Origin of the sequence: Alkalimonas collagenimarina, assembly GCF_030717845.1 — a bacterium.
Classification (GTDB): domain Bacteria; phylum Pseudomonadota; class Gammaproteobacteria; order Enterobacterales; family Alteromonadaceae; genus Alkalimonas; species Alkalimonas collagenimarina.
On the sequence record NZ_JAUZVZ010000001.1, the window covers coordinates 30,150 to 55,104 of the forward strand.

22 protein-coding genes and 1 riboswitch are annotated in these 24,955 nt (G+C 48.7%); of the genes, 11 read left to right on the forward strand and 11 right to left on the reverse strand.

Going from position 1 to position 24,955, the window contains the following annotated elements:
- The first annotated feature begins 56 nt into the window (after positions 1 to 56).
- Together Q3O60_RS00140 and Q3O60_RS00145 are read left to right on the forward strand one after the other, a co-directional pair.
- A complete protein-coding gene (locus tag Q3O60_RS00140; RefSeq protein WP_305891877.1) occupies positions 57 to 539 on the forward strand; it encodes a YajQ family cyclic di-GMP-binding protein in 483 nt (160 codons plus the stop codon).
- Positions 540 to 642: 103 nt separating this feature from the next.
- A riboswitch (cobalamin riboswitch) is annotated at positions 643 to 838 on the forward strand.
- Between the two features lie 37 nt (positions 839 to 875).
- Entirely contained in the window at positions 876 to 2,651 is a 1,776-nt protein-coding gene (locus tag Q3O60_RS00145) for a TonB-dependent receptor domain-containing protein (RefSeq protein WP_305891878.1), read from the forward strand.
- 45 nt (positions 2,652 to 2,696) lie between these two features.
- On the opposite strand, the gene msrA is transcribed toward Q3O60_RS00145, so the two are convergent.
- Positions 2,697 to 3,236 carry a peptide-methionine (S)-S-oxide reductase MsrA gene (gene msrA / locus Q3O60_RS00150; protein ID WP_305891879.1) on the reverse strand — a complete coding sequence of 180 codons (540 nt, stop codon included), beginning with the start codon at positions 3,234 to 3,236 and terminating at the stop codon, positions 2,697 to 2,699.
- Between the two features lie 118 nt (positions 3,237 to 3,354).
- On the opposite strand from msrA, the gene Q3O60_RS00155 reads away from it, so the two are divergent.
- Both Q3O60_RS00155 and Q3O60_RS00160 read left to right on the forward strand, forming a co-directional pair.
- Entirely contained in the window at positions 3,355 to 4,326 is a 972-nt protein-coding gene (locus tag Q3O60_RS00155; RefSeq protein ID WP_305891880.1) for an NAD(P)/FAD-dependent oxidoreductase, read from the forward strand.
- A complete protein-coding gene (locus tag Q3O60_RS00160) occupies positions 4,319 to 5,026 on the forward strand; it encodes an SDR family NAD(P)-dependent oxidoreductase (protein WP_305891881.1) in 708 nt (235 codons plus the stop codon). Before Q3O60_RS00155 ends, Q3O60_RS00160 begins: the two co-directional genes overlap by 8 nt.
- A gap of 97 nt (positions 5,027 to 5,123) precedes the next feature.
- Here Q3O60_RS00160 and Q3O60_RS00165 read toward each other — a convergent pair whose 3' ends face one another.
- The gene (locus Q3O60_RS00165) at positions 5,124 to 8,231 is read right to left on the reverse strand and encodes an efflux RND transporter permease subunit (RefSeq protein WP_305891882.1); all 3,108 of its coding nucleotides are present in this window, start codon (positions 8,229 to 8,231) and stop codon (positions 5,124 to 5,126) included.
- Between the two features lie 5 nt (positions 8,232 to 8,236).
- Positions 8,237 to 9,289: an efflux RND transporter periplasmic adaptor subunit gene (locus tag Q3O60_RS00170; RefSeq protein ID WP_305891883.1), complete on the reverse strand. Its 1,053-nt coding sequence runs from the start codon at positions 9,287 to 9,289 to the stop codon at positions 8,237 to 8,239.
- Positions 9,290 to 9,497: 208 nt separating this feature from the next.
- Between Q3O60_RS00170 and Q3O60_RS00175 the strand changes: the two genes are divergently transcribed.
- The 6 genes from Q3O60_RS00175 (at position 9,498) to Q3O60_RS00200 (ending at position 15,469) form a co-directional block, all read left to right on the forward strand.
- Complete coding sequence (locus tag Q3O60_RS00175) at positions 9,498 to 10,157, forward strand: DUF2982 domain-containing protein (RefSeq protein ID WP_305891884.1); 660 nt, start codon at positions 9,498 to 9,500, stop codon at positions 10,155 to 10,157.
- A gap of 69 nt (positions 10,158 to 10,226) precedes the next feature.
- A complete protein-coding gene (locus Q3O60_RS00180) occupies positions 10,227 to 10,562 on the forward strand; it encodes a hypothetical protein (protein ID WP_305891885.1) in 336 nt (111 codons plus the stop codon).
- Positions 10,563 to 10,664: 102 nt separating this feature from the next.
- Positions 10,665 to 12,341 carry a flagellar assembly protein A gene (locus Q3O60_RS00185; protein ID WP_305891886.1) on the forward strand — a complete coding sequence of 559 codons (1,677 nt, stop codon included), beginning with the start codon at positions 10,665 to 10,667 and terminating at the stop codon, positions 12,339 to 12,341.
- Between the two features lie 109 nt (positions 12,342 to 12,450).
- Positions 12,451 to 14,100: an Lcl C-terminal domain-containing protein gene (locus Q3O60_RS00190; RefSeq protein ID WP_305891887.1), complete on the forward strand. Its 1,650-nt coding sequence runs from the start codon at positions 12,451 to 12,453 to the stop codon at positions 14,098 to 14,100.
- Between the two features lie 15 nt (positions 14,101 to 14,115).
- Positions 14,116 to 14,628, forward strand: coding sequence for an Lcl C-terminal domain-containing protein (locus Q3O60_RS00195; RefSeq protein ID WP_305891888.1), 513 nt, complete (start codon positions 14,116 to 14,118; stop codon positions 14,626 to 14,628).
- An 85-nt stretch (positions 14,629 to 14,713) separates the two neighbouring features.
- Positions 14,714 to 15,469: a DUF2884 family protein gene (locus Q3O60_RS00200; RefSeq protein WP_305891889.1), complete on the forward strand. Its 756-nt coding sequence runs from the start codon at positions 14,714 to 14,716 to the stop codon at positions 15,467 to 15,469.
- Positions 15,470 to 15,506: 37 nt separating this feature from the next.
- Here the strand turns inward: Q3O60_RS00200 and Q3O60_RS00205 are convergent, their stop codons facing one another.
- The 8 genes from Q3O60_RS00205 to Q3O60_RS00240 form a co-directional block, all read right to left on the reverse strand.
- Positions 15,507 to 17,423 (reverse strand): SUMF1/EgtB/PvdO family nonheme iron enzyme, encoded by a 1,917-nt coding sequence (locus Q3O60_RS00205; RefSeq protein ID WP_305891890.1) that lies wholly within the window; start codon positions 17,421 to 17,423, stop codon positions 15,507 to 15,509.
- 206 nt (positions 17,424 to 17,629) lie between these two features.
- Positions 17,630 to 19,477 carry a DUF885 domain-containing protein gene (locus tag Q3O60_RS00210; protein ID WP_305891891.1) on the reverse strand — a complete coding sequence of 616 codons (1,848 nt, stop codon included), beginning with the start codon at positions 19,475 to 19,477 and terminating at the stop codon, positions 17,630 to 17,632.
- Between the two features lie 12 nt (positions 19,478 to 19,489).
- On the reverse strand, positions 19,490 to 20,632 hold the full coding sequence (hemW, locus tag Q3O60_RS00215; protein WP_305891892.1) for a radical SAM family heme chaperone HemW: 1,143 nt from the start codon (positions 20,630 to 20,632) through the stop codon (positions 19,490 to 19,492).
- Positions 20,629 to 21,237 carry an XTP/dITP diphosphatase gene (locus Q3O60_RS00220; protein ID WP_305891893.1) on the reverse strand — a complete coding sequence of 203 codons (609 nt, stop codon included), beginning with the start codon at positions 21,235 to 21,237 and terminating at the stop codon, positions 20,629 to 20,631. The genes hemW and Q3O60_RS00220 overlap by 4 nt, the downstream gene beginning before the upstream one ends.
- Positions 21,238 to 21,274: 37 nt before the next feature.
- Positions 21,275 to 21,697, reverse strand: a complete 423-nt coding sequence (locus Q3O60_RS00225; protein ID WP_305891894.1) for a DUF4426 domain-containing protein — start codon at positions 21,695 to 21,697, stop codon at positions 21,275 to 21,277.
- Positions 21,698 to 21,751: 54 nt separating this feature from the next.
- A complete protein-coding gene (locus Q3O60_RS00230; protein WP_305891895.1) occupies positions 21,752 to 22,294 on the reverse strand; it encodes a YggT family protein in 543 nt (180 codons plus the stop codon).
- Positions 22,295 to 22,363: 69 nt separating this feature from the next.
- The gene (gene proC, locus Q3O60_RS00235) at positions 22,364 to 23,179 is read right to left on the reverse strand and encodes a pyrroline-5-carboxylate reductase (RefSeq protein WP_305892086.1); all 816 of its coding nucleotides are present in this window, start codon (positions 23,177 to 23,179) and stop codon (positions 22,364 to 22,366) included.
- The gene (locus Q3O60_RS00240; RefSeq protein WP_305891896.1) at positions 23,172 to 23,867 is read right to left on the reverse strand and encodes a YggS family pyridoxal phosphate-dependent enzyme; all 696 of its coding nucleotides are present in this window, start codon (positions 23,865 to 23,867) and stop codon (positions 23,172 to 23,174) included. The genes proC and Q3O60_RS00240 overlap by 8 nt, the downstream gene beginning before the upstream one ends.
- 29 nt (positions 23,868 to 23,896) lie before the next feature.
- Between Q3O60_RS00240 and Q3O60_RS00245 the strand changes: the two genes are divergently transcribed.
- A complete protein-coding gene (locus tag Q3O60_RS00245) occupies positions 23,897 to 24,949 on the forward strand; it encodes a type IV pilus twitching motility protein PilT (RefSeq protein WP_305891897.1) in 1,053 nt (350 codons plus the stop codon).
- Positions 24,950 to 24,955 lie beyond the last annotated feature (6 nt).

The window sequence follows — 24,955 nt, forward strand, 5'->3', positions numbered from 1 at the left end:
GTTTTCTGAGTATAATCATCCTACAAGTAACTTTTAGGCCAAGCTAAGGAGCTCACATGCCTTCTTTTGATATTGTATCCGAACTCGATAATCAGGAAGTCCTCAATACTGTCGACAACGCCAACCGTGAGCTAGCGACTCGTTTTGACTTTCGAGGCGTAGACGCCGAGTTTAGTTTAACTGATCAGGTTGTCACCATGAAAGCGGATGCCGAGTTTCAGTTGCAGCAAATGCTGGACATTTTCCGTGCTAAAGCAGTGCAACGAGGCCTTGATGTCCGTTCCTTTAAAGAAAACGATGTGGTTCACTCGGGAAAAACCTATAGTCAGAGCCTGAGCTTACTGCAGGGGATTGATAGTGCTACGGCGAAGAAGCTGGTGAAGCTGATTAAAGAGAGTAAAGTCAAAGTGCAGGCCGCTATTCAGGGCGAGCAAGTACGAGTGACTGGCAAAAAGCGTGATGATTTGCAGCAAACCATGGCCCTCGTTAAGCAATCGGATCTGGAGCAGCCGTTCCAGTTTACTAATTTCCGCGATTAACACCTCCAATGCTCCCGCTCCTGCAATAACCTGGTAGCCCAGCAACTGCTTACCAGGTTTAGCCATCTGGATTTCTATTGACATTTTTGATGTGCCCGCTACACTGTCAGCGCTTTTTTCAGGTGCTGTGCGAAAGTACAGTGAAACGGGAATCTGGTGACAATCCAGAGCTGCCCCCGCAACGGTAACAAGCTAAGCCCGAAACCACTGTCTTAGGATGGGAAGGTGAGGGCGTTATACCCATGACATGGGTTGATTTGCTTGTAAGCCCGGAGACCGGCCTGAAAATTCCATTCACCCAATCGATGTGCGGTGGGCACATTGCAGGAGTTATTCATGTTGAACGTCTCATTAGCGGCTTTAGCCGTAGCCACTGCTGTGTCGGTAGTTCATGCCGAATCCATTGAAACCATTACTGTCTATAGTAGCCGCCATGCTCAGCCTGTTGAGCAAGCACTGAATAGTGTTAGCGTACTTGATCGTGCTGAGATTGTATCTCGTCAGGCGCAGGATTTACCGGCGTTATTGAATCAGCTGCCCGGGGTAACTATTTCCCGTGATGGTGGCCGTGGTCAAAACAGTGGTATCTTTTTACGCGGCGGTAATACCGGCCATACACTAGTCTTAGTGGATGGTGTCCGGACTGGTTCTGCTACCCTTGGCATCAGCTCGCTGGCCATGATCCCGTTGGATTTGATCGAGCGCATCGAAGTGATCCGAGGCCCCCGTGCCGCCTGGTATGGTTCGGATGCTGTTGCTGGCGTTATTGCCATTACTACGCGCAGAGCACAGAGCACAGAATTGAATGTGGCCACCGGTAGCTATGGGTTATTGGAAAGCGACTTGGCGCTTCAGCACCGCAAAGGGGCCTTGCAGTTGCATGCAAATGTGGGGTATAGCCGGGCGGATGGTTTTGATGTGCAGCCAGCTTTTGACCCGGATAAAGATGGTTACTGGCAGCGTTTCGCTAAATTGGGTGCTGATTACGATGCGGAGTTAGGGCGCTTCTATTGGCATAGCCATATTAACTCTGGTCGGTACGACTTTGATACCAGCTGGGGCAGTGAGGATCGCTCAGCCATATTGCAACGCAGTCATGTGCTTGGCTGGCAGCATCAAATAGCGGCAAGCCAGCATCAATTGCAACTGAGTCGTAACCTGGATGCCGATACCACCTTTGGTCCTGATTCAGAAAGTCCGTTCGAGACCCGGCGTGATGAGGCTAATTATCAGATCAACCAGCAGCTTTCATCGGAGTGGTCTGTTCTGTTGGGTGCGAACTGGTATCAGGAAGAAGTGGCTAAAAATGAGCCCGATTATGAGGTGCGTAGCCGCACCAACCGCGCATTATTTTCTGGTATTCAGTATCAGCCAGAGCAGTGGTTACTTGAAATTGCAGCCCGACAGGATCGCTTCAGCCAGTATGGGACCGAACGAACCTGGCAGTTGGCCGCCGGTTACTATTTTACAGAGCAATGGTTACTCAGAGTAAGCCGGGGCACGGCATTTAAAGCTCCATCGTTTAATGAGTTGTATTGGCCTGGTTTTGGTAATGCTGATTTGCGTCCTGAGGAGTCTCGTTCCGATGAAATTGCATTACGCTACTCAGGGCGTCAAATCCACTCTGAGTTGGTGTTCTTCGATAGAGAGATCACCAATCTGATTCAAGGCCTTGATCAGGTAGAAAATGTTCGGTTGGCGACGGTGCGGGGAGCTGAGTATAGCTTAGGCATTCAGCAAGCAAACTGGCAGCATCAGTTGGGCTACACCTGGTTGGATGCTCGCAATGAGCAAAGCAACGAACCGCTGATCCGCAGACCAAAGCACAGCGTGAATCTGAGAACTCAGCTGCAACTGCAACAATGGAGCGGCTTTGCCACGCTCGATTACCAAAGTGCAACCTTTCAGGGCTTTGATTGGAACAGCAATGCCAATTATCCGGATTTAGGTGGCTTTACCTTAGTGGGCATTGGTGGCAGTTACCAACTTAACCCAAGTTGGCAACTTCGGTTGAAACTGGATAATGTGACCAATAAGGTCTATCAGACCAGCATTGGCTACGCGACAGCCGGTCGTAATTTAGGATTACGTCTTAGTTACCAAGGCTTTTAATGCGTAATGGATGATCAGACCTGCCTCGATGAAGTAGGTCTGAGCTTAGTTTGATTTCAGTAAAGTACTAAAGCGCTGTCTGAATGTGGCCAGTTTAGGTGAAATAATAAACTGGCAGTATCCTTGGTTCGGATTGTTGTTAGCATATCCCTGATGATAGCTCTCTGCCGGATAAAACTCGCTGGCAGCAGTTACTTCAGTGACGATAGCGGCGTCGAATAACTTCATGTTGGTCAATTCTGCTATCACTTCAAGTGCTGTGCTATGCTGCTTAGCATCATGGTAAAAAATAACCGAGCGATACTGAGTGCCAACATCATTACCTTGTCGGTTTAACTGAGTAGGGTCGTGCAAGCTGAAAAAGATCTGGCACAGCTGAGAATAGCTGATGATATCAGGATCAAAAGTCACTTCGACCACTTCAGCATGGCCGGTCTGGCCGGTGCAAATTGCTTGATAGCTGGGATTATTGACATGCCCACCCATGTAACCACTTAATGCCTGTGTGACACCTTGCAATTGATTCATGGCAGCCTCCAAACACCAAAAACAGCCAGCACCAAAGGTCGCGCGTTGATCGGTCATGTGGATCCTTAACGATTTTAACTTTAACAGTATAGTCTGATCGTACGTGATTGGTTCAACGTAAGCTATGGTAAATACCCAAACAACTTCACTCTCTGTGAACTAACAAGGAGTTTTAATGAAGGTCGCTATTATTGGTGCTGGTCTTGCAGGGTTGCGCTGCGGTCAATTATTGCAGGCGGCAGGTGTTGATGTCAGTTGGTTTGAAAAAAGCAGAGCGGTGGCCGGGCGCATGTCTGCCAAAAGGTTGTGGGGAGGCCACGTTGATCTCGGTGCTCAATACTTTACCGCACGTGATCCGGCGTTTATCCAGCAGGTTCGTCAATGGCAGCAGGCGGGTTTGGTGGCACCATGGCTTGGCAAGGTCTATCGCTACCAAGATAATCGTTTAGCAGCCTCTCCAGACAGTGAATTACGCTATGTTGGCCTGCCGGCCATGCACGCGCCGCTTCGTGCAGGGCTATCAAATGAAACCATTCATCTAAACTGCTGCATTACCTCTCTCAGTTACAACGGCCATTGGCAACTCATGTCGAAAGATGACCGTCATTTTTCTGGCTTTGATCAGGTGGTGTTGGCTATACCGCCAGCTCAGGCTCATGCTTTACTGGGGATGGATACTGATTTGCAACATCGGCTGCCATCGCAGGTACTGTTGCCCTGTCATGCAGTGGCGATGCAGTTATCTCAATCTATTCGGCATGAAGCTGCCGCTGTTTTTGTGCGCCAGGGCCCACTGAGCTGGGTAGCCCGGCACAGCAGTAAGCCCGGGCGTCTAACAGAGCACGAGCAATGGGTACTGCACTTTACTGCGGAGTTCACTGCGCAACATCTGGAAGCATCAGCAGCTGATCTAGCCAGAATTGCAGCTGAGCAGCTGAGCGAAATGATGGCAGAACCAATTCAAGTACAAGACAGTTATCATCATCGCTGGTTGTACGCTAGTGTGGACAACTCAAGCCGGCAGGTCGGTCTGCTACGAAGCCAGCATCGGCCTTGCATGGTGATGGGGGATTGGAGTTTTGGTGGCCGGGTCGAAAATGCCTGGCTGGCAGGGCAGGCAGCTGCCGAGGAGTTGCTGCATGGCTAAGGTCATTATTGTTGGTGCCAGCGGTGGTATTGCTAAGGGGTTGATTCAGCATTATTTGGCAGCACATTGGCAGGTGGATGCTTTAAGTCGACAACCTGCCACAATCGAACACCCTGCCTTAAACTGGTATCGGGTCGATGAAAGCGATGAAACTGCGCTTAAATCTACTCTGGAGCACTGTTTTATCGAGGAAGTGGATACCATTTTTTTATGTCAGGGCTGGTTGCATGATGAGCAGTGTCAACCTGAAAAAGCCATTGCTCAACTTAAACCAGAGCAGCTACAGCGCGCGATGGAGGTGAATGTAGTGTCTCCTGCCCGTTATCTGCAAGCCATGATGCCATGGTTATTTCGTTCAGCCGGTATTCGTGTGCTGGTGCTAAGTGCCAAAGTTGGCAGTATTAGCGATAACGCGCTCGGAGGTTGGTACAGTTATCGCATCAGCAAAGCGGCAGTAAATATGCTGGTGAAAACCGCCAGTATTGAATTGCACCGGCGCAATAAAACCGCCTCGTTGGTTGCGGTCCATCCGGGTACCACGGCGACTGCTTTATCGGCGCCTTTTCAAGCGAATGTGCCTGTTCACCAATTGCAACAACCTGAGCAAACGGCTAGCCGGCTTGCTCAGGTTGCGGCTGATCTAACGAGCGAAAAAACCGGGCATTTACTCCATTGGGATGGCAGTAGCCTACCTTACTAAATTGGTCTTTCGGTCATAGAGACCATACGATGTCTATGGATAAAAAAACGGTCAGCTTAAGCTGACCGTTTTGCTAACTGATGATTCAACATTGCTTTTAATAATGCTTTTCTTCACCGGCGGCTTCTTCAAGCGCTTCCAGCTCTCTGGCCAGGCGTTTTGGCGAGCCGGTGTTGCGAGCTAGTGCCATGTAGGTCACTGGCACGACATAAAGCGTCATAATAGTGGCTAAGGCAACCCCTGAAAATATAACGGTACCAATCACCATACGGCTTTCTGAGCCAGGGCCTGATGCCAAAATCAGCGGTAGGCTACTCATGGCAGTGGTAAAGGCCGTCATCGTAATCGGGCGTAAGCGTTGTACGGCTGCGCGTCGCACCGATTCCTCAAACTCTACACCTGAGTCACGCAATTGATTGGCAAATTCGACAATCAGGATGCCATTTTTTGCCACCAGACCAATTAACATCACCAAGCCAATTTGGCTATAAATGTTGAGTGTCATGCCAGAAAAATAGAGCCCTGACAAGGCACCAACCAGACCGAGAGGAACGGTGATCATAATCACCAAAGGATGAATAAAGCTTTCAAATTGAGCTGCCAACACCAGATAGGTGATCAACAAAGCAAGTAAAAAAACCAGGAAGGTGGCATCACCACTTTCTTGATACAGCAATGATTCACCTTTGTAATCAATGCCTACGGTGTCATCAATTTCTGTACGAACGATGTTTTCCAAATACTCTAGTGCTTCACCAAGGCTGTAACCTGATGCCATATTACCGCTGATGGTAATACTGCGCATGCGGTTGTAGCGATTCAAGCTGGAAGCGGTTGCCTCTTCTCGTAAGGTGACTAAGTTACCCAATGGCACCAGTTGATTGGACGTGGTTGAACGAATGTAGACATTGCTGATGGTGGATGGCGAGCGGAAGTCATCATCCCAGCCTTCAAGCAATACATCGTATTCGCGGCCACGGTCGAGGAAGGTAGTGACCCGGCGGCCACCAAGCATGGCTTCAAGAGAGCGGCCTATGGCACCGATCGATATACCGAGATCAGCTGCACGATCGCTATCGATATCAACCAATACTTGCGGTACTGTTTCGCGATAATCGTGATCCAGCATCAGAATGTTTGGATTCTCAGCTGCTTTCTCCAACACAATATCACGCCAGCGGGCCAGCTCTTCGTAGGTATTGCCTTGCAACACAAATTGGATAGGCCGGCCACCACCGCCGCCTCCGCCCAGGCCACTTCGCATAAAGGTAAAGGCACGAATATCGGGTAACTCATTCAATTTACCACGAACTTCATTCATCAGCTCTTCAGTTGGACGTTGATCATTATGCCAGTTCTCGGAACCAACAATGGCGATACCACCGCTATTGCCCCAACCAGGCACCCGTATCAGCAAACGGTTGAATTCGCCACGCTCGTAATAGGGCATCAACACGTCTTCGACCAGTTGCATATTTCGGCTATTACTGGCGTAGCTGGCGCCTTCTGCACCATTGGCACTGACAAAAAAGGTACCACGGTCTTCGGTAGGCGCGAGTTCAGAAGGCAGTAGCTTTAATAGCATGCCGGTTGAAAGTAAGCACAATACAACCAGGCCAAGCACAGGCCAGCGTTGTTTGGTGACCACTTGTAGTTGCTTGGTGTAACCATGCTCAAGCTTTTGAAAGCCTTGGTGTAGCCAGCTACCCAGTTTACTTTCTCGCTTACGGTGTGTCAGTATTTTACTGCATAGCATCGGGGTTAAGGTTAACGCCACGATGCTTGAGAAGGCGACAGCTGCCGCTACGGCCAGGGCAAACTCGGTAAACAGACGGCCGATTTGACCTTCCATAAAGACTAAAGGCACGAATACCGAAATAAGCACCAGGGTGGTGGCTATAACAGCAAAACCGACCTCACGCGCACCACGATATGCTGCTAATAACGGGTTTTCCCCTTTTTCGATACGGCGATAGATGTTCTCTAATACGACGATGGAATCATCCACCACCAGCCCGATGGCGAGTACCATGGCTAACAAAGTCAGCAGGTTGATAGAAAAACCTAGCGCATACAACACGGTAACCGCTGAAATAAGCGCGACTGGCACAGTGATAGCAGGGATAAAGGTTGCCCTGACATTGCCCAGAAACAGATAAATCACCAGCACCACCATGCACATGGCAATGGCTAAGGTTCGATACACTTCTTTAATTGATTCAGCAATAAATAGTGATGAATCATAGCCGGGAACAATGGTGGTTCCAGCTGGTAAGTTCGGTATCAGCCGCTCCATCTCTTCTTTGGCATTTTGAACAACATCAAGCGTATTGGCTTTCGATTGTTTGACGATACCAATACCGAGCACATTTTGGCCATCACTGCGAAACTCACTCTCCTCGTCCTCCGAAGCCAGTACCACGTGAGCAACTTCGCCAAGACGCACCAGGTAATTGTCATCCCCCCGTTTGATCACCAGATTACTGAAATCATCTTGAGTGAGGAAGGTACGAACGACCCGCACCGTGAAGTCTCGATCTCTGGATTTGATGTTACCTGCGGGGAGCTCGACGTTTTCGCTTCGAAGCACGTTTTCTATATCTTGAATGGTGACTTGTCGGGATGCCATGGCATCCTGATCGAGCCAAACACGCATGGCATAGCGCCTTGACCCTCCTAAGCGAATACGTGCTACCCCATCCACTACCGAGAATCGCTCAACGATGTAGCGATCGGCATAGTCGGTTAGTTCCAATGAGGTCATGGTTTCGCTATTTAAGGTAAACCATACTACGACATCTTCATCATCACTTGCTTTAAATACTTCTGGCGGCAGGGCCTGATCAGGTAAATTGTTTAATGCTCGTGACACTCGCTCGCGGACATCATTGGCAGCAGCGTCAATGTCGCGGCTGACGATAAACTCGATGGTAATATTGGAGCGCCCGTTGCGGCTGGTGGAGTTAATACTCTTGATGCCTTCAACGCCACTGATCCTATCCTCCAATAATTGGGTGATCCTTGATTCGACTATTTCAGCCGAGGCGCCCGGATAGACGGTGCTGATGCTGACCACAGGACGGTCGATATCCGGGTACTCCCGTAGCGGCAGCATGGTAAAGCACACAATACCAAAGGTTAGCAGCAGCAAATTAACAACGGTGGCAAAAACGGGGCGTTTAACCGATAAGTCCGATAACAACATGTGCTTTACTCCACTCGGCTTATTAAGACGCCATCACGAACCTTCTGGACACCTTCAATGATGACTTCATCACCTTCCTCAAGGCCATCAATAATCTCGACCCACCCCGGGATACGCTGTCCAATTTCCACTTGAACCTCGGTCACGCGATCATCTTCTCCGACTTTGTAGACGTACTGTCGATTCTGCAGCGGCACCAGTGCATTTTCAGCAATCATCAGTGCATCCTGATTGGTGAGTGTGACAGTGACATTCATCAACATACCAGGACGCAAGCGTAAGTCGTTATTGTCAATTACACCATGTACCCGAACAGAGCGGGTTACTGGATCTAATCGAGGATCAATGGCTTTAATACGCCCTTTAAATTCAGTATTACGATAGGCGACATTGGCAATACTTAACGGCATGTCGATAGCCAGCTCGGCAATATGCCGCTCAGGTACACTAAATTCGATGCGTAGCGTAGAAATATCATCCAAGGTGGTAATAACACTGCCGCTATTAATGTATGCCCCTTGGCTGACCCGACGAAGACCAAGGATGCCGCCGAATGGGGCTTTGATGGTCATTTGATCCAGCCGGGATTGAGCGCTTTCCAATTGAGCGACAGTGCTGTTGACTCGTGTTTGTTGTTCATCCAGCATGGATTGAGCGGTGGCTTGAGTTGCAGCCAGATTTTTTAACCGATCAAGTTGACGCTTTTGCTCTTCCAATTGCGATTGCAATTCGGCAACCCGGGCGCGTTGTTCTACATCATTCAGTCTGGCTATAATATCTCCTTGTTGTACAGACTGACCTTCAATGATATTGAGATAGGTCAAGTATTCACTACTGGAGGCAATCAACTGCACTGAGTCATTGGCAATGCCGGTTCCTAACGCTGAAATTTGTCGAAGCAAAGGCTCGACATTGGCGGTTGCAGTTTTCACTGTCACTGCACTCGAAGGCGGACGTTGCCCATTGGGCTCTTGTTGTGTCTGGTAAAATAAATAACCAGCAAATACCAGTAGGGCTACCAGTAAAAACAACACAACACCTGAATATGATCTGGCCACAATAACTCCAATGACTTGAGGATTAACAAACCTGACTATTGTATGTAAATAAGCAGCGATTGGTTTTTTTATCGTCGCAGTGCAGATGGCATTGGTCGTATTAAGTCCCTTTTTTGCAATACACTGCTTGATATGACAACAGACACTGCAATCAAGTATAGTTCTTTCTGTGAGTTCAAGCAGGCTAGATGGCACGGGAGTAACCAAGATGCACAAGCAGTACAAAGCAAGCGGTAATGAAGGTGGTGCAAAAACCTTGCTCTACAGCGGAGGAGCTTTTTTCGGGTTATTTGTTTTTTCTATCTTATTTATGGATGCCTTGACGCTGGTTTTGGCCATTGGCTTTATCTCTGCTGGAATAGGCATCTATGCAGGTTTTGCCAAACTGGCAGAGCCTGTCTATGGTATCGAGTGCGATGAAGCCGGTGTGCATTATCACCACAAAAAGGGTAGCTGGTTGCTACCCTGGCAGGCATTCTCGCATTGCAGCCCACAACCTGATCTGGATGTTGAAGTGAATTACATTGCGTTTAAAGTAACCGATATAGCGGCTTTTTTGGAGCCATTGCCGCTTCGCCTCGCCATCAAGTTAATGATGGAGCAACGGGCGCTCTGGTTTGCTATCTTAAAAGAAAAGTGCCCGGCAGGGGAGTGCGCCACCGAATGGATGGCAGAGAAGGATCGTTTCAATACCCCACGCAAACAATACGATGGTGTTAAAGCCATGTTTGCCAATCGGATGCAAAAGTTGGGGTTATTTTGTGGCTACGAATTATTCATCCCGGTGAACTGTATTGATGTTCCTGCAGAAGTATTTTGTCAGGAAGTGAACCGAATGCGCTTGCAACAGTTGGACAAAGCCGAGTAGGCTAGACAGCCGGAGTGTGCTGTATCATAATAACAAGAATTAAGTTTTGCTAATCAGGTGGATGTGTGAATGAGCAATTATGAAAAGACTTTTTTGGTCAGTGGCCGAAATACCATTATACACAAGCAGAAAAAAGTCGATTTAATTATTATCAATGATGATGAAGATCCACCTGTAATCGTCACGCGACATGGTGTCAAACCATTTAATGAGCCCGTACCGGCCAACCGTATTGAAGCGAAAGAACGCTACATGGAGTTGGTTGATATTTCCAGCACTGACGTTTTTGGTGAGTGCAAAACATTGCTATTTGTACAAGCCTTGAACAACAAAGAATATAAAATTGATTTTAGTAAGTCGGGCACCAACCTGTTCATTCGGGTCCACCAAGATAATTATATTTAAATAATTCCTTTTTGCCCTGTCCAAAGTGGGTACAGGGCTTGCCTTTCCCGCAATTATTTGTTTCATTAGATACTATCTAATTAATGGTAGTGTGGCTTCCTTGTGAGTGAAACTGTAATCACCTTTAAAGCAAAAGAACAAGCGGTAGTGGCTGAAGTTGCTGTTGGACTGTTGCCTCTGACAAAAGAGGAATTGCAACAGCAATTGCAACAAGCTGGCTATGGTCGTTGTAAGCTCGTACCAGAGCAAATCAAAAATTTACTTGCCCATTATGAACAAGACCAACAAAAGGTGAAAGAAAAGCTGGTTGCGGCCGGAGCAAAAATTTTGTCCTACACCGTGGCAGAAAAAGTCCCGGCAGAGCTTAGCTTTGCCGTTGCAGAAGACAAAATGTCAGCTTCGGCACATATCACAGCGGCTTATGGTGGTGAACCTATCTCAGCCAATGCGCTCGTTAAAGCCGCACAAAAAGAAGGTATTGTGTTTGGCTTTATCAAAAATAATATTATTCAACTGGTATCTCAGGCCAGTAAAGCTGATCCCGGTGCAAAGTTAAAGCATGTGATTGCCCAAGGTCGCGGTGTTCAGCAAGGTGAGAACTCTCGCTTTGAAGCGCTGATCCCATCGATGGAAAGTCGGCGTAATCGTCCGGTAGTCAATCGTGATGATAAAAAAGCAGATTTACGTGATTTTGGTGTGATCCCATCAATTGCACCAGGCGAGTCCTTGATGCGTCGCCACCCGCCTACACTTGGTAAAGAAGGCATGACCGTGACTGGTGAACCCTTACCAGCGATGCCAGGCCTCACTATTGAGTGGAATTTGGGAGAGGGTGTTGGCTTGTCAGCTGACGATGCAGATTTACTGCAAGCGACCAAAGATGGTTTGCCACGTGTGATTGAATCGGGTGCGACGGTTGATGATGTTTTTACTGTGAAGCAAGTCGATAACAGCACGGGGCACATTATATTCAAAGGCTCTGTGGTGGTAAGTGGTGATGTCGCTGAAAGCATGAAAGTAATTGCAGGTGGCAATATTTTTGTCAAAGGCTTTGTCGAAGGTTTACTGTTAGAAGCCGGTGGAAATGTCACCATTGGTGGTGCTGTAATAGGCCATCAGATATCCAACCCTAATGCTGATAGTGATTACAGTACCACCATTAAAGCAGGCGGTGATGTGCAGTGCAATATGGCGCAGTATGCGCGTTTTTATTGCGGAGGGAACCTTTATGTTAATAAACAGCTGGTACATAGCTGCGCAGATGCCCATGCTATTTATGCCGGACCAGAAGAAAAGCCAACTGGTAAAGTCATTGGTGGTAGCTTTTATCTGGATAAAGGTGTCTACACGGGGAGCTTAGGGGCCTTATCTACCAGCTCGGTGTTGATTAAAGTGAATCGGCTAACCGATCCGATTGTTGAGAAGCAAGAGGTGTTGCGCGTTAGTGTCACTGGGTTAAAAACCGATTTGGCTGCGGTAAAAGAAAAAATTGAACAATTCAAAAAATTGGACGGCAGTCCGGCAATTGAAGCCAGACTCAACGAGTTAGCTGAAGAGTTTGAAGAGAACCGTCGTACAGCTTCTGAGCTGATTGCGGATATTCGACAATTAGAAGAGCAGCGTAAAACTGTATTGGCGCAGGCTGAAGTAATTGCACGCAATGAGCTGTTTTCTGCGGTTGAGGTTCATTTTGATAAAGAAATTGTACGGAGTCGCAGGGAGTATGGCCCCTCTAAAATTCACCTCGTTTCTGGTAAAGCTGAAATCGAACCATTATAACTCTGTCATGCTGGCTTGAAACTTGCTGATTATTTCATCAAAGCGAGTCCTGCAAAGTGATCTTTGCCTGAATGGTTTGATGAATGAAGACGCTGAATAAGGCTGGAACATGACGATAAAACGATTTTCATTGCTTCTGTTGTTGATCGGTCTCTTGCTCGGTTGTGGAGGTAAAGGGGAAGAAGCCTCTGCGCTTGCTAGTGTCAATGCCGGTGCTGATCGTGAAATCATCGCCGGGGGTAGTTTTACACTCCGGGCTCAGGGTGATCCTGCTGGTGGTGAGTATCAATGGCGTCAATTGTCAGGCCCTGCCCTCAGTGAGTTGCCTGCCACAGGGGCAGAGTTAACCATTGCATTGCCAACAGAAATCACTGATGCACTCTTAATGTTTGAAGTTGAGTATCGCCTCGCCGATGGCAATGTGCTCAGAGATCGGGTACAGGTCCGTGTTATCCCCCGCGTTTCTTCGCCTGTTGCCTTAATTCAAAGTTCTGTTGCGCCTGGAACTTCTCTAACTACCGGTGTCCCTTTACTGCTGACGGCGGAAGACTCTTTCGATCCAGAAGGGCAGAGTCTTTCCTATCATTGGCAACAGCTTGCAGGGCCAATGCCCTGGTTACCTCAGCCATCTTCGGCTGCAGAGTTGGTGCTCAAAGCTCCGCTTTTGGCTGACGATGCCAACTTTCGTTTTGAACTGACGGTCACCAATACGGCAGGTTTATTGGACAGTGCGGATATTGAGTTTCAGGTGCAGGCCAATGCGAATGGTATTTATGCGGATGCAGGGCCGGACAGAACGGTTCAGGAGTTTGCGCGTGTGCAACTTGATGGCAGGCATTCTGCAACCTTGCATGGTGAGCTAGAGTGTCACTGGCAGCAAGTTACGGGTGCAACTATCGACGTGGCTGATCCACTGTCTTGCCAAACGAACTTCATTGTGCCTGATAGTCGTCAAGAGCCGCTGATTGAACTTCAATTGCATGTTCGTGATAGCCGTGATGAAACGGACAGTGCAACTCTGCGCTTAACGGTGCTGAGTTCACAGTTGCATTTTCAAGTGGATACCGGACAGGATCGTTGCTTTGATTTGATCGGTGAGATTGATTGCGAAAATACCAGCTTTCCAAGGCAGGATGCTGATTTTGGCCGGGATTCTATCAGCCCCTTTCTCAATAAAATAGGGCAGGGGCGGGCAGGCTTTGATTTCAGTAAGTTGGATCAGTTTGGGGATGAACTACCAACATCAGCGACTGTATTTTCTTGTTTAAGAGACAACGTCACTGGATTAATTTGGGAGCTAAAACAACCTGCTGCTCCTGGTGTGGCAACTGCTGAATTGCGCTCGGCCTCCAATAGCTACAGCTGGACTCTGAATGAAGATGGTAATGGCGAACAGCCCGGTGAAGCGGCTGCTGCACTTAGCTCTTGCCCGAGCTCCGTCGATTGCGGCACAGAGCAGTATATTGCAGATGTGAATGCCAGCTTATATTGTGGCGGCGCAAACTGGCGTTTGCCGACGGTAACTGAGTTAAATAGTTTGCTTGATTTTGGCGGTGAAACCACCTTGGATGAGGAGCTGTTTTTACACGAAGCAGAGCCAGCCGCACTCGGCCACCTGTATTACTGGACGCAGCAAAGCAGTGCCGAAGGTGGAGGTGGCCACTCCGCTTGGGTGATTGATATGCAAAATGGCAACGACAACTCGCTGCCAAAGCGAAGCGATAGCCGCGCTTATATCCGCTTGGTGCGGAACCCTTAAGGAGAGAAGATCATCATGAAAATCAGTGCATGCTGTTGGTTCTTCATTTCGATGAGTGTGGCTGCTCAGCAACAATGCTTTGATAGCATCAACCGCTCTACTGAACCTAATCAGTTTAGTGCGTTGCCGCATGGCCAAATTGCGCACCAAATCACAGGCTTGGTGTGGCAGCGCTGCTTGTACGGCCAACAATGGCAAGAGACAGAACAACACTGCTCGGGTCAGCCTATCCGGTTGAGTTGGTCTGAAGCGCTACTGATGAGTGTTACGGCCGGTCAAATGGAGCGGACTGAATGGCGCCTGCCGGATATAAAAGAAGCCATGAGTGTGGTGGAGCGGCAATGCGTCGATCCTGCAATCGATATGGCTTTATTTCCTTCGGCCAACAGCGAAAACCTCTGGACCAGTACGACTTACCGTGGTGCTGCGTCTCAAGCATGGGCAATAGCGATGTACAGTGGTAAAAATAACCTGAAGCACAAAGATCAGCAGCTCTACGTCAGGCTGGTGCGTTTTTCCGATGAGTAGAGGCTGCTTGCATTTTGTTTTCAAGCTGAAGAGGCTACACTGTACGTGCGGTTATATGGGGTAGACGATAGTAGGATCACTATTCATGCGTGCTTTGTTGTTAGGCTTGTTATTCTGTTCAGCCGGTGTATTCGCCCGTGAATGCAATATGGGCTTTGGCTATGGTTTGCTTATCTCACCAGCAGAAATTCGTATCATGGACAATAATCAGACCATGATGCAAATTAATCATGATACGCAATTATTTATTCAGGGTGAGTGGTTAGAGCTGACCGAAGAAGAAACGGCTTTGGTGACAGAGTACAGTCAGGGCTTACGTAAGTTTGTGCCCGAAATTGTGGGGATTGCTGTAGATGGTGTTGAACTAGGCTTATCGACCATGGAGCGTATGTTATCTGGCGTCGGTAGCCGTTCGCAACAAGCCGAGTGGAATGATTTAATTCGAGAGACAACCTTTCAATTGTTATCCCGCTTTGTTCGTAGTGGCGATCATTTTTATCTGGCACCGCAAAGTTTGAATGAGCTGGAGCACTTCCTCAATGGCGAGTTAAAACCTCAACTCAATAATTTAGCACGGCATTCCTTTGGTGCGGTGTGGGAAGCCTTACGTGATGCCTTGCAACATACGGATGCCAATTTTGAACAAACCGACCCGCAAGACTGGGATGCCGTCGGTCATTTAGTGGACAGGATCAATAGTGGTCTTGATGAAAAGGCCAGTTTACTGGAAGAAAAAACGGCTTTGTTTTGTCAGCGCTTAATTGAGCTGAACGAGATTGAAAGCCAGTTACAACAAAGCTTGCCAGCGTTAATGGCTTACGATGTTGTGGTAGAAAAATAAAAGGATACGGATGGGAGTAGTAAATCCCATCCTGTTATTATTCAAGTAAAAGTCTGAAGCCATTGTTTCGATGGCGTAGTTTGGCATCATGACTGTTGCGATAGGTTACGGTGAGCTCTGCTGGTGTCGACAGCCAAGCTCCCCCACGTTGTACCCGTCGCACACAATTACCCGTCAGCCTTGGCTCTTGAGTCGCTGCCGCTTGCTGGTAGTCGGCGTTCCAGCAATCTTGAGTCCACTCCCATACATTACCGTGTATATCATGCAAACCAAAAGCATTGGCTTCAAATGACATCACTGATGAAGTCCCATCGAGCTGAGTACTGCACTCCCCACCACTGCGGCGACCAAAGCGGGCGTGTTCGCAACGGATGTTCTCTCCGAATTGATAGGCACTCTGGCTGCCCGCCTTAGCGGCATACTCCCATTCTACCTCGGAGGGTAAACGAAAGGTCTGCCTGGATGCCTGATTTAACCAGGGAATAAATTCCAACACGATGTCTTCATAACTGACATTAATGACTGGCCGACTGCTTCGCCCCCAGCCTTCATCACGTGGGCGATGTGTGCAACCGCCTTGTTCTACGCAAGCATCCCACATGGCAAACGTCACTTGATGTGCCATCATTTGGAACGCTGTCACTTCAATGGTTCGGGCAGGCACCTCTGCTGCTGGACAATCAATACCAGTGCACCCCATGCTAAACTGCCCAGCTGGTATTGATACCAGCTGATACAGCTGGCGAATGTCATTCAGCCGCTGCGTCTCGAGTTGAGCCAGCCGCTCCATGCTGTGATGTTGGCTGAGCAGTTGTTGGTCTTCTGATGAAGGCTTACTAAAAACATAGGTCACTGTAATCAACAGACAGGCAGCAGTGGCGATAGCACCATACTGTAAGTGCGGTGTCCGTTTAGGTGACTCTAAGGTCTCGGTTGCATGCTGCACGTCAGCAGTTCTGGCAGGCTGAGGGGCTTTTGCATGCTTTGATTGTGCCATGCCAGGCTGGTTTGCTTCGGTGCCGCTTGCTGGGCGAGTTGTCGGAGAGTTCGCCGGTTTATCAAGCTTGGCCAGCACCTCCGCTACGCTTTGCGGTCGATCTTTTTGACGCAGTGCAACGCAAGCCTCTACCAAGTTGTGCAAGCTATGGCTATAAGCCGTGGTTTGTTTCAGCAGTGGCGGCAGAGGATCTGGCTCATGCTCGAGAATGGCGTTGAGCCGATCCTGAGCCAGAGGAAGCTCCAGACCAGTCATTAAGTAATAAAGCATCATACCAAGTGCGTAGATATCACTAGCCGGTGTTAGCTCAGATTTTTTTGAAAGCAGCTCTTGCGCCAGAAACGCAGAAACTGACTCTAAAGACAACACCGCTGCCAGGCTACTGTTGCTGCCAATGCATTGAGCTTGGCAAAAGTGTGTCAGCACGGGGGCGGCCAGCTCTTCGAGCAGGATATGCTGGGGATGGATCCCCAGATGGAGTATGCCTTTGCTATGCAGTTGCTGTAGCCCATGAAGGATGGGCAGCAGCAACTGGCGTATTTCAGCTTCTGACAAGATGGGGCTCTGTCGCTGCTGAGTGAACTCGGCTAAAGAAGGCAGATCGACTTTTTCATGTACGCTGAGTACTGTCCCGCCGTGTGCCAGGCAGGCGATAGTGCGGTGCAAATTGGGGTGTTCACAATCTATCAGTAGCTCTGTCACCCGCTCAAAGTTCTGAATGCTGTCTTGCAAGGTACTTGCTTTGTCAGGATCCATCAGGTTGATATCACGAAAGCTGCTGTGTCGTGTGGCTAGTGTGGCAGGGAAAAACTCATTCAGAATGACCAGTCTATTACTAGTGGAGCTTAGTGCCTGGTAACAAATACTAATGTCGTCACTAGAGATGGCTTTGACTACGCTGTAGTTATGGATCGGCGCGCCCGTCGATAAAGGGACTCGATTTTCTGTTGTTCTCATTATTATATCGGCCTGTTAGTTTATTATGCGCGCTTCCTTGTGCTTATTTTGTCGTCTTGTCGACTACTAACTTTATGCAGTTACCGGGTAATGAACAACCTTTTTTTTATAAAAAAATTCATGTTTCTTTAACGGGTACGATAGTGGAGTGCCATACAGCAGAAAAACGCACTGCCGTATGGCCGGATCCTAAGTCTTTAGGAGGATTAGTGTTGTTTTAAAGCAATGTAATCATGCACGAGCTGCTCAAGTACATCGAGTGGCACGGCGCCATTTTTTAACACTACATCATGAAACTCACGAATATCGAAGCGATCACCCAATTGATTGATGGCCGTTTCACGCAGCTCTAACATGCGGATCATGCCAATTTTATAAGCGGTGGCTTGGGCAGGCATCACGATGTAGCGTTCAATGGCTTTTTGCGCATCACCTGCGGGATTAGGGGTGTTGTCAACCAGATACTGAATGGCCTCTTCACGAGTCCACCCTTTGTGATGCAAGCCGGTGTCAACGACGAGCCGGGCTGAGCGCCATAACTCCATAGCTAGCCGGCCAAAGTCAGAGTAGGGATCCTGATACAGACCGATTTCTTTGGGGAGCAGCTCGGTGTAAAGCCCCCATCCTTCCGTGTAGGCGGTGTAGCCACCAAAACGACGGAAACGGGGAATATCCTCCAACTCTTGTTGAATGGCCAGTTGCATATGATGGCCCGGTAAACCTTCATGATAGGCGAGAGCTTCCATTTGGTACTTTGGCATGTCACTCATACGATAGAGGTTGGCGTAATAAATACCCGGGCGGCTGCCATCCATCGAAGGACGCTGATAAAATGCTTTACCGGCCGATTGCTCACGAAATGGCTCCACGGCCCGCACTTCCATCTCGGCTTTGGGTTTCACCAGAAATAACTCATCAAGGCGGGTGCGCATGTGATCAATCAGTGCCGTTGCTTCGGTTAAGTAATCTGACCGACCTTGCTCGGTATCCGGGTAATAAAACTGTGAGTCGGTTCGCATAAAAGCAAAGAAATCCTGCAAACTGCCATCAAATTCGACCTGCTGCATAATTTCAAGCATGTCTTGATGGATCCGGTCGACGTCATCGAGACCAATTTGATGGATCTGCTCTGCAGTTAGCTCTGTTGTGGTCATGCGATTCAATGCATGCTGATAGAAGGCTTTGCCGTCAGGTAAACGCCAAACACCATCATCGGTGCCTGCCAATTGCTCCAGTTGTTGTAAATAACCGATCAATTGCTGATAAGCTGGTTGTACGCTGCTTAACAGCGCTAGCTCAGCTTCATTCAGCAGCAATTGCTGCTCGGCGTCTGACAAGGATAAAGCGGCAACTTTGCGCTTGAAGTCGGCCCATAAGATGCTGTCTTCTCCATCATCGAATGGAGCGCCAGTAATGACATTCTGGCTATCTTGAATCACATAGGGGAAGACAAATTTTGGCACGATAACACCCAGCTCTGCCCGTTGTTCCAATTGATGTTGCAGCTGTTCAAATAATTGTGGCACCCGGTTGAGTCGGCTGATATAAGCTTTGGCATCCGACTCATCATCAATGCGATGCTGATTGAGTAAAGTGACCGGCACTTGAGTGTGGGTACCACGCATCTGGTTGACCGGATAACTATGCAAGCGCCACTGGTCGTCTTCCAGCTTATGTTCTAGCCGCTGTTTCATCAGCTGATAACTTAACAGTACCTGAGGATCCAACGCGTCGGTGTTGAGTTTTTTTAGTTGTGACAGGTGCTGTTGTGCCAACTGCAAGTCTTGTTGATGACGTTCGTCGGATAGGTCCTGCCATAAACCATAATTGGTTTTTAAGCCGAGCTGAGTTTGTCGGACGGGGTTGGTAGCAATCTCGTCATCAAAAATTTGCTCAAACAAGGCATTCGCTCGTTCAGACTCAGATTGAGTGCTTACAGCAGCCGTTTCGTTGGACTGATGGTTGTATGTTGGAGTGGTGGTGGCAGGTTCACAGCCAGTGACTAAAGCCAAGCTGATAGCTGATGCTATCAGGGTCAGACGAGTGGTGTTCATGAGCGTATCCTTTTACATAAATAAAGTCAGCACATCGTTAAGGTAACGGGCTCCTTTTGGAGTGATCTGCCAATGATGCGGCTGCTGTTGTATCAGCTCCAGCTTAATCGCATCAGCCATCGCTGCCGATATGGTTTCGACCGGTAACCCGGTGTATGCGGTGAAGTCCGTGGTTGGGCAGGGCTCCAGTAAACGCAATCGATTCATAAAAAATTCAAAGGGACGGTCGTCGCTATTCACCTCTGTACGCTGATCGAGATAAGGGCGTGTTAAATCCATATACCCTTTTGGATGCTTCACTTTCACAGTGCGAAGGATGGTGTTTCGGTTAGGTAAAGTCACTTTGCCATGGGCACCACAACCAATGCCCAGATAATCACCATAACGCCAGTAATTCAAATTATGCTGGCACTGATGGCCTGGCAATGCATAGGCTGAGGTTTCGTATTGTTGATAGCCGTGTGCTAGTAAGAGCTGATGGCCTTGCTCCTGAATATCCCATAACTGTTCATCCTGAGGCAAAACCGGAGGCCGTGAGGCAAAAGCAGTATTGGGTTCAATGGTCAGTTGGTACCAGGATAAATGGGGCGGCTTCAGCGCAATAGCCTGACTTAAGTCGGCTATTGCATCGGTCAGGCTTTGCTTGGGCAAACCATGCATCAGGTCGAGGTTAAAACTATTTAAAGGGAGCTGTGTGGCGAGTTCGGCGGCGCGAATGGCTTCGTCTGCACGATGAATACGGCCCAATGCCTGCAGTTGCTCCGGCTGAAAACTTTGTACGCCGATAGAGAACCGGGTAACCCCTGCGGCGACATAACCGGCAAAGCGATCGGCTTCCACTGTACCTGGGTTGGCTTCCATAGTGATTTCACAATCAGCTTGCAGTGCGATACGCGCTCGAACGCCATCCAGCAGTTGCTGAATACCCTGTGCTGAAAACACGCTGGGGGTGCCGCCGCCGATAAAAATACTGGCAATGCTACGGTTTGGTACCCATGGCAAGTCCTGCTCTAAATCATGCAGCAAGTGACTGATGTATTCTTGCTCGGGTATGCCTTGTTTCACTGCATGGGAGTTAAAATCGCAATAAGGGCACTTTTGAATGCACCAGGGAATATGAATGTATAGCGATAAAGGAGGTAATAACAGGCTCAAGAGATTAGATATCCATGCTGTTGCAATTGAGCCAGTAACTGCCGCAATGCCTGGCCGCGATGACTTAACTGCTGCTTTTTTGCTTTGCTCAGTTGTGCGGCTGTGCAATCCTGTTCAGGCAGGTAGAATACGGGATCATAGCCAAAGCCACCTTCGCCAGCCGGCTGCTTTAGGATCTGCCCTGCCCAGCTGCCATGGCTGATGAGGGGGGTAGGATCTTCGGCATGACGCATAAACACCAGCACACAATGAAATTGTGCTTGGCGCTGCTCTGTTGGCGTCGAACAAAGCTCAGTGAGGAGCTTTTCGATGTTCAGCTGGTCGTTACTGCCTTCTCCCGCATAACGGGCTGAGTAGATGCCGGGGGCCCCCTGCAACGCATCGACCGCTAAGCCAGAGTCATCAGCAATGGCCGGAAGGCCGGTAGCAAGAGCCGCATGGCGTGCTTTGATGATGGCATTTTCGACAAAAGTTAAGCCGGTTTCATCGGCATCACTCAGTTGAAACTCACTTTGTGGCACCACCTGGCAGGAGAAAGGCTCCAGCATGCTGCTTAGCTCGGCCACCTTGCCTTGGTTGCCGGTGGCCAACACGATTTTATTCATAACACCTCATCGGTAACAACTTTACAATAGACGGCGATTAATCCACGTAGAAGGTTTGTTCGAAGCGCAATTGTTGTTGTTCATTGCCTTGTCGAATGGTGATTTGGAAGCGCCACAAATCTTCATTACGAATGGTCAAAGGAGCAAAGTAGTAGATGGCATCACCATCCTGTACGCGCTTAAAGCTGAGTGGGCGGTTTTGGCCAAGCAAATTTCTGGCATTGCCTTCCACGGTGACTTGTTGCGCTGCCTGATCCTGTTTGTCCAGCACTGAAACATTGATAATCGCTGTGAAGCGGCTGCGCTCAATACCATAACTGCGAGCAATCTCAGGCGTTAAAAAGGTGGCATTAAAGGCGAGGTAATGCACATCCCAGGGGCCAAGTGTCTGCTTTTGCTCGGCATGCAATGGCATACTTAATAGCATCAGCAGGGTGGTAAGATAGATAAATTGTTTCATTAGTGCCTCGGCGTAATGGCTGTTGTTCTCAGTATAGTTAGTGATTCCATCGCATTAAAAACCGCGCAATACATCCGCCAGCAGTATTTGTATAAACTGCAAACCTATCAATACTACCAGTACCGATAAATCCAGACCGCCCAGCGGAGGGATCACGCGACGAATCGGCCGTAACAGTGGCTCAGTCAATTGATGCATCACCTGCTCAATCGGGTTACGGCCCTGACTAAACCAGCTTAAAATGGCACGAATAATCACAATCCAGAACACCAGACTTAAGGTTTCTTTTAATAAAATAATCAAACCAGCAACCAGCGCTGCAGGGATAGCAATCTGACCCAGAAACAATTGTTGGATCAGCAGCATTTTGACCACGGCGACCAACCAAGCCAGTACCAAGGTAGCCGTATCCAGCTGTCCCAGGCTTGGAATCACTTTGCGCATGGGCAATACCAAAGGGTTGGTTGCTTTGACAATAAACTGACTAAAAGGGTTGTAGAAGTCGGCCCTTGCCAATTGCAGCCACAGACGAAGCACCACTACCATCAAGTACAAGTTAAAGGCGGTATTAATTAAAAAAAACAACGCGTTGTTCATAGTGTCTCCAGACGTTGCGCACAGTTAGTAAATAATAATGTGTTTAGTAAGTGATAGTATTCACTACATTTACAGTGTTTTAGCCATTTCGCGAGCTCGTGTGATGGCGGCTTGCATGGCATTGGCTACCATTGCTTCCAGCCCTTGATCGGCAAAAGAGGTGACGGCTTCATGCGTGGTGCCACCTTTTGATGTCACCTGAGCACGTAGCTCTGCAAAGCTTGAGTCGCTATCCAGTGCCATTTTGGCTGCCCCCATTGCCGTTTGAGCGACCATGCGCTTAGCTTGTTCTGGTTCAAAACCCAGCTCTTCTGCTACTTGCTGCATCGATTGCATAAAGTAAAAGAAATAAGCTGGTGAGCTACCGGTGACGGCAATGACATGATCAATCTCGTGCTCTTGCTCCAACCAAACCGTCATGCCGGTGCCTTTAAACATGGCATCGACAAAAGACTTTTCGTAATTGGAGCAACGACTGGGGAACAAACCTGTTACGCCAAGGCCAACCAGAGAAGGCGTATTGGGCATGCTACGGACCATGCGGATGTCTCCGAGCCAGCTTTCATAACGGCTGACCGGCAAACCAGCCGCAACCGTGACAAACAGCTTTTCTTGAATTTCCGGTGCTCGCTCAATCAGAGTTTGGCACACATCGCCCATCATCTGTGGCTTAACTGCCAACACAATCACATCGGCTTTGGTGACCGCTTCGATATTATCCAGCGTAGTCTGGATGCCATAATCGTTAGCTAACGCCTGAAGTTTCGGTTCGGTACGGTTGCTGGCAATAATGTTCTGGGCTGGGTAGCCAGCCTGTACCATGGAGGCAATAACGCAGCGGGCCATATTGCCTGCGCCGATAAAAGCGACGATGTTGTCATTCATTTCTTTCATAAGTCCTTTCGCCAAAAATTGCGGTGCCTAATCGTATCATAGTTGCGCCGTATCTCAGAGCGCTTGGCCAGTCATTACTCATGCCCATGGATAATTCAGTCGCAGCAGGATAGGCTTGTTGTAACTCCTGACTCAGTTGCTGCATCCGCTGAAAAGAATGCTCTACTGGTTGCTGATCCGAGGGTGCAGGGATGGCCATTAGTCCCCGTAACTGCAGTCTGGCTAACTGATGGACCTCTTCGGCTAACGACATCAAATCCTCAGGCTGGATCCCTGCCTTAGTCGCTTCTCCACTGATATTGACCTGCAATAATACCTGCAAAGGAGGCTGAGTATCCGATCGCTGCCCAGACAAGCGCTTCGCTATTTTAAGCCGATCCAGACTGTGAAACCAGCTTGCATGCTCAGCAATGAGTTTGGTTTTATTGGATTGCAGAGGGCCAATGAAATGCCAGATCAGATCCGGGTAGTTGAGTTGCGATGCTTTGTCGGCGAACTCTTGCGGGTAGTTTTCGGCAAAATGACGCTGCCCCTGCTGATAGGCTGCCTCAATTGCAGCCAACGGCTTGGTTTTACTGACCGCAATTAATTGCACATTGGCGGGGTTTGAACCAAGCTTAGTGCATTCTTGCGTTATTTGATGGTAGGCGCTTTGCAAGCGTTCTGCTATGGTATTCATAAATTCAATCGTATTAAGTGAGAATGATCATGGATATTACAGAGTTACTGGCTTTTAGTGTGCAACATAAGGCCTCGGATTTACACCTATCTGCCGGCACTCCACCGCTGATCCGTGTCGACGGTGATGTGCGGAAACTCAATATTCCAGCATTGAATCACAAAGAAGTTCATGCCTTAGTGTATGAAATTATGACTGATAGACAACGAAAAGAATACGAAGAAAACCTCGAAACGGATTTTTCTTTTGAAGTACCAAATTTAGCTCGCTTTCGTGTCAATGCCTTTGTGCAGAATCGAGGCGCGGCAGCGGTGTTCCGTACCATCCCCAGCGAGGTATTAACGCTGGATGATTTGGGAGCGCCGGATATATTTAAAACCATCTCAGAAAACCCGCGTGGTCTGGTATTGGTTACCGGACCAACCGGTTCCGGTAAAAGTACCACCCTGGCAGCGATGGTGGATTACATCAACACGACCCGGCATGATCATGTGTTGACCATTGAAGACCCCATCGAATTTGTTCACAGCAATAAGCTGTGTTTGGTTAACCAACGTGAAGTACACCGGGATACCCATAGTTTTAGCAATGCATTGCGCTCGGCGCTGCGGGAAGATCCGGATGTCATTCTGGTGGGGGAGTTACGGGATTTGGAAACCATCCGTTTAGCCATGACAGCAGCAGAAACCGGTCACTTGGTGTTTGGCACCTTGCATACCACCTCGGCGCCTAAAACCATTGACCGTATTATCGATGTCTTCCCCGGTGAAGAAAAAGACATGGTGCGTTCGATGCTGTCGGAATCACTACGGGCGGTTATCTCTCAAACGCTGCTGAAAAAAGTCGGTGGCGGTCGGGTGGCAGCCCATGAAATCATGATTGGGGTGCCGGCCATTCGTAACCTGATCCGCGAAGATAAAATTGCTCAAATGTATTCGGTGATTCAAACCGGAGCCGCGACCGGTATGCAGACTATGGACCAATGCTTAGTCAATCTGGTCAATCGGGGTATGGTGTCGCAAAAAGATGCCATGACCAAGGCGCAGGATAAAAATACCTTCGGTACCATGGGCCGAATGTAAGGAGAT